Below are 12333 nucleotides of genomic sequence, written 5' to 3' on the forward strand. Positions count from 1 at the left end.
GAGGATCGCGGGGGAGCGATAGCAAGAAATCTGTGACGCGGCACGCGGAGCTCGGCGCCGATCGCTCGGTCGAGCGGCTCGGCCGGCTGCCAGTGGACGCGCTCGATCGGTTGCTCTCGCCGCTAGCCGGAGGCGATCACCCGCGAGGCGCTGCCCGCGCGCTTCCGGACCCAGCGGCCGCGCGCGGGCGCGGCGCTCGGGGGGCGCGCGGCGTCGCGCAGGGCGGTCCCGAGCGGCTGGACGAGCAGGAAGAACGCGAGGCAGAGCGCGGCGCCGGCGGTGCTCTCGGGACCGAAGCGCGGCCGCGACAGCGCGAGCGCGGTGCAGCCCACGAGCGCGCCGAGGATGCCGGCCACGCCGAGCGAGAGCAGCGCGAGCTTCCCGCGGCAAAAGGCGCGCGGATCCATGCTGGACACGAGGGTCGGGCGCATCCGATCCACGCCGCCCGCGCCGCCCTCCACCGCGCCGAGCAGCCACACCGGCGCGCCCGCGCAGATCCTGGCCTCCACGGTCCTGGAGAAGCCGCGCGGCTTGCGCGCGTGCTGGTAGGCCTCGTCGAACCGCGCCTCCGAGGGGCACGCGGAGGCCGCGCGGACCTCGGCCCTCGACACCCAGACCTCGCTCTCCACGGCGGGCGCGACCGCGAGCTCCCGCCCGCCCGCGACGACGGCGCCGCCGTAGATCTCGCCGCCGTGGCCGCTGTCGGCGAAGACGATCTCGTCGAGCGCGCGGCCCCCGGCGCCGGCGCGGCCCACCTGCTCGATCCGGTGGCCGGCGAGCGCGCCGCCGCGCCCGTCGCCGCCGAGGACGCGCGCCTCGAGCAGCGAGGCGCCGTCGCCGCGCGGCGCGCCGAGCCGCCGGAGCGTCGCCGCGACGGCGGCGAGCTGCTTGAGCGCGGTCGCGACGATGAGCAGGGTGTTCCCCCAGAGGATGGCCAGGGCGAGGGCGCCCATGAGCTCTCTCGACAGCATCGCTCGGGCGCCTACACGCTGGCGGCCTCGGCCTCCGCGCGGCGGAGCGCGCGCGGCGAGAGCTCTATCGACGGGGCGGACCGCTCGGCCTTCGCGACGTCGCGGGGGGAGGGACGGTTGAAGCGGAGCACGTAGGTCCGGAGCAGGTAGCCGAGCAGGCTCGGCTCGTTCAGCCCCGGATCGATGCGCGGCGCGACCTCGCGCCGGTGCGCCTCGGCGAGCACCGACCAGTGGAGCCCAGCCCGGTTGTGGTGGATCGTGTGGTAACCGTTGTTGCACATGATCCAGTTGAAGGCGCGTCCGACGAAGTTGCGCGAGTGGTTCCACTCGCTCTGGACGTCGCACCCGTCGTGCTGGAGGAGGTTGATCCGGAGGATGCAGCGCGCGCCGTACAGCTGCGGGAGCACGACGAAGAAGAGCGCCGTCCAGAAATCGACGAGGAGGAGCGCCCCGGTGAGCCCGAAGGCGGAGGCCATCTCGAACCGGTATTGCCGGACGATCTCGCGCCGGCCGGCGAGCGCGTTCCAGCGCGCGACGCCGGCGAAGGTGTTCGGCCCAGCCACGTTGGGGAAGTGGATCAGATTGAGGAGGTTCCACCGGAACGAGACGTGCTCCGGCGCCGCCCAGTCGGGCTGGCCCTCGTCGTCGAAGTGGTGGTGAACCAGGTTGTGAGAGGGGACGTTGGCCGACGCCGGGTAGAGCGCGCCGAAGCTGAGCACGCAGCGCCAGAGCATGTTCAGCCGGCGGCTGCGGAAGATGCCCTGGTGCAGGTGGTTGTGGATGACCACCGCGTTGAGGAAGCTGAGGCAGCAGGCCGCCGCGAAGAAGAGGACGTTGCGGCACGCGGGCACGCAGAACATCGCGGCGAGCAGGCCGAGGTAAGCGGCGACGATCCCGATCTGCCGCCGCTCGGCAGGGTGCTTCAGGAGCCAGGGCTCGCGGCGCGCGTCCCGATGCAGGCTGCTCGCGACCGCGCCCCGCTGCCCCGCAGGCCCCCCCTGAGCGGGTGATTCGTCCCTCCCCGAAGCCCCGGTCGCGCCGGGGCGCTCCGCCCCGCTGGATGCGGGAGCGGGTGTGGCGACTTCGACTGTCACCCCACCGTCACTATCACTCTTGCCCGGCCCAAACAATGTTGAGAGCGCCGCGTGGAGGCGCCTCGCACGGTCGCGTCACCCGCGCCGCGCGTCTCCCGGGATTCCCGGCGAGCTGCGAACTCGCGTTCGCACGCGCGCGTTGCGCGCAGGAATCCGGTCGCGCGCGCCGAAATCCTGCCGAGGGTGGCGGGCGCATGGAGAGACCGTGGACGGAAGTGACGGACCGGTGTATTCGAGGAGCCTGGACTGGCGGTGTGCGAGTCCAGGCGGCAGCAGCCCGGGGCGCGGGGGCGCTGCGCGGTCCGATCCGCGCCAGCGCTGCGCCGTTCGGGCGCGGGGGAGGCTCAAGCACGTGTCTGTCATCGTCTCCACGTTGACGTCGCTGCCGTTCACGCAGCTCCGACGAAACCGGTATTTTTACCTTTATTACGACGGCTTCTACGCGCTCGCGTGCGCGACCTTCCTCGCGTGCATGCACCTCGGCGGGTACGGGTCGTTGATCGAGCGATGGGACGACCGCCTCTGGCTGCTCCTGCCGCTGGTCTGCCATGCGCAGATCCTCTGCAGCGTGTTCATCCACAACGCGACACATAACAATTTCCCCCGGCCGATCAACCGGCTCGTCGGCGAGCTTTGCGGGCTCGTGGCGCTCACGCGGTTCGCCTCGTGGGAGGTGATCCACCAGCGCCACCATCGCTACTCGGATGACGTCGACAGGGATCCGCACCCGGTCGTGGCCAGCTACTGGCTGTTCCTGGTGAAGACGGTGGTGAACGTGGAGCGCCAGCTCCAGCAGATCTACTTCGAGCTCTACGGCGATTCGCCCGAGAGCCGCCGCTACGAGCGGATCCGCGCCTACGTGAGCTACGCGACGAACCTGCTGCTCATCGCGTGCTGGTACGTGTTCCTCGGCCCGATCGGGTTCTTCGTCCTCTTCGTGCCGGCGTCGATCGTCGGCTTTCTGCACCTCGTGCACTTCAACTGGTCGACGCACAACGCGTCCTCGCCGGACGGCGACTTCAAGCCGGTGAACCTGAACCACGGGTACTACCGGATCGGTAACCTCCTCTGGCACGGGATCTACATGCACGCGAATCACCACAAACGCGCGGGCATGTTCAACCCGGCGAAGCTGGAGCCGGGGCTGCCGATCACGAAGCCCGGAGGGCGCAGCTAGGGCGGCGAGCGGACAGAAGAGAAAGAGAAAAAAGGCGCAAAGGCGCAAGGAGAAGAGAAAGAATCGAAGGACGCCAGAAGGAGAGAGCGCCCTGGCGTCTTGTGCTGTCCCGCTTCGCATCCGCAAGGACGCCGGGAGAAGAGCCGCCTCGCGCCTCTTGACCGCTTCTTGCGTCTTTGCGTCTTTGCGGTTTTTTCTCTTCGCCTTACGTCCCGGAGCGAAGAGCCCTTCGCGCCCGCTAGTTGCCCTGCGGGAGGGGACCCGCGTCGCCCCCGGCGGCGCGGGGGGGCGGCTTGGCAGCGCCGCCTGCCCCCCCATCGCGCGAGGCACCCGCGTCCACCCGCGCCGCGGCGGCGCCCGTGGCCCCCGCGCTGGCGGCGCCCGCGTCGGCCGCACCCGCGCCCGCATCGGCGGCTGCCGGCTCGGCGGCGCCCGCATCGGCGGCGCCCGCATCGGCGGCTGCCGGCTCGGCGGCGCCCGCATCGGCGGCGCCCGCATCGGCGGCTGCCGGCTCGGCGCCCGCGTCGGGCGAGGGAAGGGCCCCGGCCGGAGGAAGCTCGCTCTCCCAGCACGCCGGCTTCGGCGGCGCCGCGAAGTGGACCGTGCGCGACGCGGCGTCGCCCTTCCGGGTGACGAGCTTGTCGGTCTTGTACACGGCCGCGTTGCCGCACTCGTACTCGGAGGCGTCCTTCGTGCCGCGCGCCTGCTTGCGCGCCCTCGGCGCGCGCTCGTTCTCGCACTGCGCCCACTCGATCTCGTACTCGGCGTCCTCGTCGCCGAGGAGGATGCGGCTCGCCGGATCGTCCTTCGACCGGCGCCCGGTGAGCGTCGTCCGCGTGATCGGCTCCTTGCCTTCGCGCACCGTCAGCGCGATCGGGAAGCGAAGGCTGCCGCGCATCGGCGCGCGCGCCGCGCCGATCTCGAAGTCGGGGCAGATCGGCTCGCCCTCGATCGGGGACGGCGTCGGCGGGCCACCGCACGCGACGCTGGAGAGGAAGAGGAGGGCGAGAGCTCGGGCTCCAAGGCGGAGGTTCACGCCGGGATTAGTCGTTACCCCGGGCGCCCGCGTCAAGCGATCTTGGTCTTGCCCAGCTTCAGCACCCGATCGAAGTGCTCCTTCGAGACGGGCACCACGCTCAGCCGGGACCGCTTCAGGAGCGAGATCTCGACCAGCGACTCGTCGCCGCGGATCGTGTCAAGGGTCACCTGCACCTTGAGCGGCGCGACCGGCTCGATGTCCACGACGCTCCAGTCCTCCTCCGCATCGGCGGTCGGATCGGGGTACGCCTCGCGCTTGACGCGCGCCACGCCCGCGACCGCCTTGCCCTCGCTCGAGTGATAGAAGAGCACGAGATCCCCCTGCTTCATGGCCCGCATGTTGTTGCGGGCCTCGAAGTTCCGGACGCCGTCCCACATCGTCTGGCCATCGCGCATGAGCTGCGCGAACGAATATTTCTGAGGCTCGCTCTTCATCAGCCAGTAACGGCGAGACATGCACGATCTCCCGGGCGGGCATGAGGGCGGCGCCGGTCGGGCCGTCGCGCTCTCATCATCGGCGGACAGCCCGTCGATGTGACCGGCTACCCTAGCACCCCCCCGTTCAATCAGTGATCACGATCTTGGCGCCGTCCGGCGTTCGCCGCGCGACCTCGTCAATCTCGTCGTCGTCGAGCGCGATGCACCCGAGCGTCCAGTCGCTCTCCTTGTGCACGCCGGCGCGCTGCACGTCGCCGACGCCGTGGATCCCGATGCTGTGCCCGACGCCGCGGCCCGGCGGGACCTCGCCGCGCCGCCTGAGCTCGGCGAAGCGCCGGCGGTCTTCCTCGTTCGGGTAGCTGACGAGCAGGAACTGATGAAACAGGCCGTTGATGCGGCCGGCGACGCGGTAGGTGCCGACAGGGGTCCGCCGGTCGCCCTCGTAGAGCTTCGGCCCCGGCCCACCCGGCCCCAGGGCGACCCGGTAGGACCGGACGATCTCGTCGCCCGCCACAAGATCGAGCGTGTGCTCGCTCTTGTCGATCCGGATCTCGGTGACCCGCGGCAAGGAGGCCCCCGCGGGGCGCGGCGCGCGGGCGGCAGCGGCCGGGGCGAGGGACGCAGCGAACAGCGCCGCGGCGAGGACAGCAGGGGGCCGGAGGATCATGCCCGCCCGTCGGGCCCGCGCGACGGAGTGTGACGCCCACGCGAGGTCTGCCGTATTCTCGATCGGGCTCGTCACACTCCGCGGCCGCCGCGCGATGCAGAGGTCGATGAGCACGACGATGACCACCGAGCGCAGCGCCCCCGCGACGAACCCCCTGGCCGAGCCAGGGATCCGCCGCGCCCTCGAGGAGTTCGTGCGACGGCGGGTGCCGAGCGGCGAGGTCGACGACGTGGTGCAGACCGTCCTCTGCGACGCGCTCGCCTCGCCCGCGCGCCCGGTCGATCCGACGGAGCTCCGGCGCTGGCTGCTCGGGATCGCGCGCCACAAGGTGGCCGACCACCACCGGCGCTCGTTCCGCGAGACCGCGACCGAGCTGCCCGACCTGCCGGTCGGTCCGCCGCCCGTCGAGGCGCGCGAGCTGGCGCGCTGGGCAGAAGAGCAGGCCGCGGCGACCCGCGACGCGCAGCAGACGCTCTCGTGGATGGCCCGCGAAGGGGAAGGAGAGAAGCTCGAGAGCATCGCCGCCGACGAGCAGGTGCCGGCCGCCCGGGTGCGTCAGCGCGTGTCGCGGATGCGGCGGTGGATGCGGGAGCGCTGGCTCGCGGAGCTCGCCGCCGTCGCAGCCCTGGCGATCCTCGCGATCGTCCTCGTCCGGCTCCTGCGCTCGACGAAGGACCTGCCCGAGGTCGCGCCCCTGCCCGAGCCGCCGCCGAGCGCCCCGCCCATCGAGACGCCGTCGCCGCTCGATCCGCTGGATCGCGCGCGCTCGCTGCGGGCCGAGGCGCTGCGCGCCTGCGACGAGGCGGCGTGGCGCCGGTGCCTCGACCAGCTCGACGAGGCGGACCGGCTCGATCCTCGAGGCCGCACCGCGCCGGGCGTCGCGGCGGCGCGCCAGCGCGCGCTCGAGGCGCTCCGCGCGCCGACCGACGAGCCCCCGGCGCCGGGGCCCGTCAAGAAGCCGACAGAGCGGGACTCGAACGATGTTCGCTCCTCGCCACAGCCCCGCCAGAAGGTCGCACCGACGCCCGCGCCGACGTCCGCACTGACGCCCACCCTGTCGGCGCCAGTGGGACAACCGCTCAAGTCGAAGAAGCCGCAGGCGCCTGACCTGAAGGGTAAGGTGCCGCCTGAGACGATGGATTTCTCGTCAAAGAAACGCTAGTTCCGTCGGCCGGGAAAGCGAACCACCCGCCGGGGGCCGGGTCGATCTCGATGGCTCGCCAGCGGCGCTGTCACCTCCGGAGCGGGGTCCGACGCGCTGCCGAGGGGGAGCCGCCCGCCTCGCCGTGCGATTAAATCTCGCAGTTTCCGGCGTGGTCGTCTAAACACGCTGGCGCTCGGCGCAATCAAGGACGCCAAGGAGAGGAGCCCCGGAGATGCGAACCACGAGATGGCTTGGAATGGCATTCGCAGTATCGCTGCTCGCCGCGAACGCCGGCTGCGCGAGAGAGCCCCAGATGCAGGCGCAGCCGCCGGCGCAGCCGCCCGCGCCGCCGCCGCCCCCGGCGCCGCCGCCGCCCCCCCCCGACGCGGACGCGGACGGCGTGATCGACAGCGATGACAAGTGCGTCGCCGAGAAAGAGGACGGTCTGCCGCCCGACGCCAAGGACGGTTGCAAGTCCACCGACCCGGACGGAGACGGCATCGTGGCCGAGGCCGACAAGTGCCCGACCGAGGCCGAGGTCGTGAACAATTACAAGGACGAGGACGGCTGTCCCGACGTCCCGAGGGTCGTTCTCCTCGACAACGAGGTGCAGCTCAACGAGAAGATCGCCTTCGCCGCCGGCAAGGCTGATATCGAGCCCGCCTCGCAGGAGCTCCTCGCCAACATCGCCCAGGTCATCAAGGACCATCCGCAGATCCAGTTCGCCGAGGTCGCGGCCTACTCCGAGAAGGTCGGCAGCGACTACGCCACCGTGACGCTCACGAAGAAGCGCGCGGACGCGGTGGTGAAGGCGCTCGTGGCGCTCGGCGTCGAGAAGAACCGGGTGCGGTCCGCCGGCTACGGCGCGCACTGCGCGACCGATCCGGGCGAGACCGAGGAGGCGAAGGAGAAGAACCGCCGGGTCGAGATCAAGATCATGCGGCTCGATGGCAAGGACACGGGCGTCGCGCTCGCCTGCGCCGCGGCCCTCACCAAGGGCCTCAAGCCCGCCGGCGTGCCCGCCTCCGCGCCGAAGGCCGCCCCGGCCCCGAAGAGCTCCGACGCGAAGCCGGCCGCGGCGAAGCCGGCCGACGCGAAGCCCGCCGCGCCGCCGCCCGCGGCCGCGCAACCTGCTGCTGCCGCGCCGCCCGCGGCCGCGCAACCTGCTGCTGCCGCGCCGCCCGCGGCCGCGAAGCCAGGGGACACGAAGCCCGCCGCGGCGAAGCCCGCCGATCAGAAGCCGGCAGAGACGAAGCCCGCCAGCGTGAAGTAGGCGCGAGGCGATCGGCTGCGGGCAGGCGGCTACGGGGCGGCCTGCCCGCGCGCGGCGGCGAGCAGCCGCTCCAGCGCCTCCTTCGCGCGCTGCCGGCGCTGCGCCTCGGGCACGGCGCCGGCGCGCAGGCGCTGGATGTCGGCGCACATCGCGGCGCGTGCGCCGGGCGGAGGCTCGCCGCAGAGCTTCGCGTGCGCGCTGTGGGCGCGCGCGTCGCCCGGCGGCGGCCCGCCGGCGAGCACGGCCGCGGCCGTCTCGATGAGGTGCGCGGTCGCCGCCGCCTCGGCGTCCTCCCCCGTCCACCGGTCGACGAACTCGGGCTGCTTCGCGAGCTTCGCGAGGACGTCCCAGCGCTCCGCGCGCACGGCGAGCTCCGTCGCGAAGAGCACGACGTTCAGGTTGCGGCCGAGGTCCGGGAGGGCGCGCGTCTCGCCGTCGAGCGCCAGCACGTCGTCGACGACGCTCCCGTCGAGCGCCGCGGCCGCGCAGCTCACCGCGACGCTGAGCAGGTCGGCGCGCAGCGCCGGGCCGAGGGAGGGCGCGCGGCCGAGCGCGCGCGCGGCGGCGAGCACGAGCGGGCCGCAGTGCCCCTCGCGCCGCTGCCGCGCCAGCATCACGCCGGCGTCGTAGAGCCGGCCGCTCCGGCGCAGCGCCTCCACGGCGGCCGTGAACGCGTCGGGATCGTACGTCCCCCGCTCCGCGGCCGTGAGGAAGCCGTCGAGGCTGCGCAGGGCGGGGCACGCCGCCGCGCTGCCCGCGCGCCGGAGGTGCGGCAGCTTGCCGAGCACGTCCGCGATGCGCAGCGAGAGCGCGAGCGGGTAGGCGTCGCAGGCGGGCTCTTCGTGGCCGCCGAGCTCGACCTTCGCCTCGGTGCACGCGAGCGGGCCGGCGACCACGGCGAGCGAGCGCGCGGTCCTCGCGACGAGCGGGCGGATGCCCGGGGCGGCGGCGAGCCCCGCCGGGAGCGGATCGAGCAGCGCCGCGACCGCGGCGTCGTCCGCGTCCGGCGGCAAGAGGCCGCGGACGAGCGTCCAGAGGTCGCCGGCCAGGAAGGGGTGACCGGCCTCGGCCGCGAGCTGGGCGTCGATCGCGAGCAGCGCGCGTGCGTCCCGCCCCCAGGCGAGCGGCTGGTCCTGGCGCAGCGCCCGCTCCCCGAGCCGGAGGCCGAACGAGAGGGCGGCGATGGCCCGGCGCGCCGCGGCGGCGCCGCGCTCGGTGTCGCCATCGAGGAAGTGGTAGGCGGCCGCGAGCGCCGCGGCGCCGACGTAGGCGCGCCCAGCGTCCTCGTCGCTGCGGGGCGAGCCCTCGGGCGCGAGCGCCACGGTGAGGGCGCCCGAGGGCTCGCCGCGGCTGCGGAGGCCGAGGCCGAGCTGGAAGCTCGTCGACCTCTCGAGGAGCCCGGCGCCGTACGAGACGTCAAAGCTGAGCGAGAAGACGCGGGTCGCGGTCATCTCCTGGTAGCGGTAGGTCATGCGCGGCACATGCAGGCCGCGATCGTCGGCGGCCGCGAGGACGCGGTCGAGCGCGTCGCGCGCCTCGGCGCGCCGGCCGCCGGCGAAGTCGCGCATGGCGCCCATGATCGCGAGCACGTCGCCCGCGTCGGCCGTCTGGCAGGCGTCGTCCGACGCCTCGCGCATCGCGTCCGCGTAGGCCGACGGGTCCGGGGGGACGCCGCGCCGGGCCTTCGCGATCTCGCTCAGGTACGAGAGCACCCACGCGACCCGGCTGCCGCTCTCGTTCGCGTGCGCGACGGCCTCCGGCGACGGCGGCCTGCCCACCACGGCCGCGCCGAGGAGCGAGGTGAGCAGCCCGAGGTCGGCCTGATCGCGCAGCCCGAGCGCCGAGAGCGCCCGGGCGTAGCCGACGAACAGGTCCAGGAGGTCGCCCTCCGTCCGGGAGGCGGGCAGCGACGCGAGCGCGTCGAGGAGGGCGCCGCCGCCCGGGCCCTGCCCGGCGCCGGTCTGCGCCGTGTCGTCGCGGAACGCCGCGGCGAGCCCGCGAAGCACCCGGCCGAGCGGGGCGCCGCTCTGCTCTGCGAAGCGCTCCGCGGTGGCGGAGGAGAGGAGCGCGCGGGCGAGGGCGTAGCCGCCGGTGAGCGCGTCCGGGAGGCCGCTGTCGCCCCAGCTGGAGAGGCCCGCGGCGACGGCGGCCTCGGCGTCCGCGGTCGGGACGGTGAAGCGCACGCGGGACTCCGATGCGCCGGCGCGAGCCGCGCGGGCGCCGGGCGCGGCGAGCAGATCGAGCGCGTCGGAGAGGAGCGTCACGAGGAGCCGCGCCCGGCGCACCCACGCGCCGTCGCCCTGCCTGTACCGCGGCGCGCGCAGGATCCGGCCGCGGACGTCGCCGAGCCGCGCGAGCGCGCGGCGCGCCTCGGGGCTCGGCCCGCGCCCCGCGGCGGGGCAGGCGTCCGCGGCCGGGGGCGGCTTGCGCGAGCGCTCGGTGAGCAGCACGGCGAGGACGCCGTCGGCGAGCGCGGTGACGTCCTCCACGAGGCCGGGCGGCGGCGCTTCCACGTCGCCCGCCGCGCCGGCGCCGGCGTCGCCCGCCGCGAGCCCCGCGACGGCGCGCCGGAGCGCGTCGCGCGCCGCGCGGCGCTCGGGAGGGAGCCGGGTCGCGTCGATCGCCCGCAGATCCAGCGCGCCGGCGGCGTCGAGCGCGGCGTAGCGCGAGAGGCTCGCGGCGAGCGCCGCGAGGCCGGGGTAGGGGAGCGCCGGCGCGGGCGAGAGCGCGCGCTCGATCTGCGCCGACGAGAACGCGAGATCGGGCGACCGCTCCGAGAGGAGCCGGTAGAGCGCGTCGGCGGCGTAGAGGCCGGCGACGCCCCAGCCGGTCTGCGCGGCGAGGTCGCCGCGCAGCTTGGCGGTGAGGGCGCCCTGGAGGGCCAGGAAGTGCGCGGGCTGCACCTCGGGCGGGTACGACATGCCCGCGAAGACGCCGGCGAGCGCCGCGCCGAGGACCGCCTCCGGATCGCGCGCATCGGCCATGCGGCGCTGCACGGCGACCTGCGTGAGGTCGATGATGGCGTCGCGGAGGCGCTCGTCGGCGAGCACCCCGGGGCTGTAGGCGAGGGGGATCTGCGCGAGCGCGCGGTAGCGGCGCGGCTCGGCCTCGGCGAGCGCGCGCAGCGCGGCGAGGTGCGCGAGGCCGAGCTCGGTGACGCGCCGGTGGGCGGCGCTGCCCGCCTGGCCTGCGGCGGGCGCGGGGCCGCGCTCGTAGAGCAGGCTCGGCGCGTGTGCCCACGCGGTGCTCGTCTGATCGACGGCGCGGACGAGCGCCTCGTAGCGCGGCAGCCACGCGTCGAGCGGCAGCCGTCTGCCCGGCGCTGCCGCCGCGGCGCTCCCGGTGGCGGGTGCGGCCGATGCAGCCGATGCAGCCGATGCAGCCGATGCAGCCGATGCAGCGGATACAGCCGCGGCGTCGCCCGGGGCGAGGGCGCCGGCGAGCGCCGAGGCGAACACGAGGTCGCGCGCGCCTTCCATGGGCGGGGCGACGTCCCGGCCGCAGCCCGGCGCCTTCCCGAGCAGGTCGTCGAGCGCGGCGCGCCGGCCCGCGGGCACGGCCCGCAGCACCGCCGCGCCGCGGACGCGCCACGCCGCGCGGCTGTCCCGGGCCGTGCGCACGCGGAGGAGGTCGCCGTAGGGCGTATCGTCCGGCGCGGGCGGAGGATCCAGCCGGGGGGCCGCGGGCGCGCCGGCGGCGCCGGTCGCGTCGCCGTCGTCCTCGAGCGCGACGCCGGCCGTCCCGAGCAGCTGGAGCGCGTACCGGCCGCGCAGCGCCGGCTCGTCGTTCGGGTCGCGCCCCTTCAGCGCGGCGGCGAGGGCGTCGGCCGCGCGCGCGGCCTCGACGTAGCGGAAGCCGCCGGCGGCGTCGAAGGCGCGGCGCACGAGCGCCGCGAGCGCGATGTCGTCCGCGACGCGCGCGAGCGCCGCGTCGCCGCGCGCGATCGGCGCGACGCCGGCCATGAACGGCGCCAGCGGGTCGCTCGGGAAGAGCTGGACCGCGCCGCCGCCGCGGGCGCGCGCGTGGACGAGGTGCTCGACCCCGAGGGCCTCGCCGATCGCGAGGAGCAGCGCGTCGGCGCCCAGCGCGCCGGGGGTTGGCAGCGGCGCGGCGCGGATCCACGTCGCGTCCGCCGCGCCACCGCGCTGCGCCTTGCCGGCGGCCTCCGCGCCTGCCTCGACGATGACCGCGACGCGCGGCGTCGCCCCGCCGCGGCGGTCGAGATCGCGGAGCAGGAGCGCCCACGGATCGCCGGCGTCCCGGGCGGCGCGGGCCTCGACGTAGCCCAGGGCGAGCTCGCGCGGCGCGCGGCCTTCGGCGAGGGCGCGCTCGCACGCGTCGAGGTGCGCCGGATCGCAGCGCGACGCTGGCGGGGGCGCGGTGCCCGGGGGGCTCGCGCCGCCGCAGCCGACGGCGAGGAGCCCGAGGACGAGCGCCGAGCAGACCGAGAGAGCGCGCGACGAGACGACCACGCGGGCGTGCAGCATGACGAGCGCGCGACCTTACACGAAGACCGCGGGCCGGCCGCGGT

Annotated in this window: 9 protein-coding genes; 3 read left to right on the forward strand and 6 right to left on the reverse strand. The window is 74.9% G+C overall.

Features of this window, described 5'->3' with window-relative positions; genetic code table 11:
* Positions 1–122 precede the first annotated feature (122 nt).
* Together WMF28_RS16955 and WMF28_RS16960 are read right to left on the reverse strand one after the other, a co-directional pair.
* Positions 123–971: a hypothetical protein gene (locus tag WMF28_RS16955; protein WP_437603282.1), complete on the reverse strand. Its 849-nt coding sequence runs from the start codon at positions 969–971 to the stop codon at positions 123–125.
* 11 nt (positions 972–982) lie between these two features.
* On the reverse strand, positions 983–2065 hold the full coding sequence (locus WMF28_RS16960) for a fatty acid desaturase family protein (RefSeq protein ID WP_437603283.1): 1083 nt from the start codon (positions 2063–2065) through the stop codon (positions 983–985).
* A 352-nt stretch (positions 2066–2417) separates the two neighbouring features.
* Here WMF28_RS16960 and WMF28_RS16965 point away from each other — a divergent pair, with 352 nt between their 5' ends.
* Positions 2418–3242 carry a fatty acid desaturase gene (locus WMF28_RS16965; RefSeq protein WP_437603284.1) on the forward strand — a complete coding sequence of 275 codons (825 nt, stop codon included), beginning with the start codon at positions 2418–2420 and terminating at the stop codon, positions 3240–3242.
* Positions 3243–3480: 238 nt separating this feature from the next.
* Here WMF28_RS16965 and WMF28_RS16970 read toward each other — a convergent pair whose 3' ends face one another.
* The 3 genes from WMF28_RS16970 to WMF28_RS16980 form a co-directional block, all read right to left on the reverse strand.
* On the reverse strand, positions 3481–4278 hold the full coding sequence (locus WMF28_RS16970; RefSeq protein WP_437603285.1) for a hypothetical protein: 798 nt from the start codon (positions 4276–4278) through the stop codon (positions 3481–3483).
* A gap of 32 nt (positions 4279–4310) precedes the next feature.
* A complete protein-coding gene (locus tag WMF28_RS16975) occupies positions 4311–4736 on the reverse strand; it encodes an EVE domain-containing protein (protein WP_437603286.1) in 426 nt (141 codons plus the stop codon).
* A gap of 106 nt (positions 4737–4842) precedes the next feature.
* Positions 4843–5385, reverse strand: coding sequence for a L,D-transpeptidase family protein (locus WMF28_RS16980; protein WP_437603287.1), 543 nt, complete (start codon positions 5383–5385; stop codon positions 4843–4845).
* Between the two features lie 106 nt (positions 5386–5491).
* Here WMF28_RS16980 and WMF28_RS16985 point away from each other — a divergent pair, with 106 nt between their 5' ends.
* Both WMF28_RS16985 and WMF28_RS16990 read left to right on the forward strand, forming a co-directional pair.
* Complete coding sequence (locus WMF28_RS16985; protein WP_437603288.1) at positions 5492–6547, forward strand: RNA polymerase sigma factor; 1056 nt, start codon at positions 5492–5494, stop codon at positions 6545–6547.
* Between the two features lie 238 nt (positions 6548–6785).
* Positions 6786–7802, forward strand: a complete 1017-nt coding sequence (locus WMF28_RS16990; protein WP_437603289.1) for an OmpA family protein — start codon at positions 6786–6788, stop codon at positions 7800–7802.
* Between the two features lie 29 nt (positions 7803–7831).
* Here WMF28_RS16990 and WMF28_RS16995 read toward each other — a convergent pair whose 3' ends face one another.
* On the reverse strand, positions 7832–12289 hold the full coding sequence (locus tag WMF28_RS16995; protein ID WP_437603290.1) for a hypothetical protein: 4458 nt from the start codon (positions 12287–12289) through the stop codon (positions 7832–7834).
* Positions 12290–12333 lie beyond the last annotated feature (44 nt).

Source organism: Sorangium sp. So ce590, from assembly GCF_051521365.1.
GTDB lineage: Bacteria > Myxococcota_A > Polyangia > Polyangiales > Polyangiaceae > Sorangium.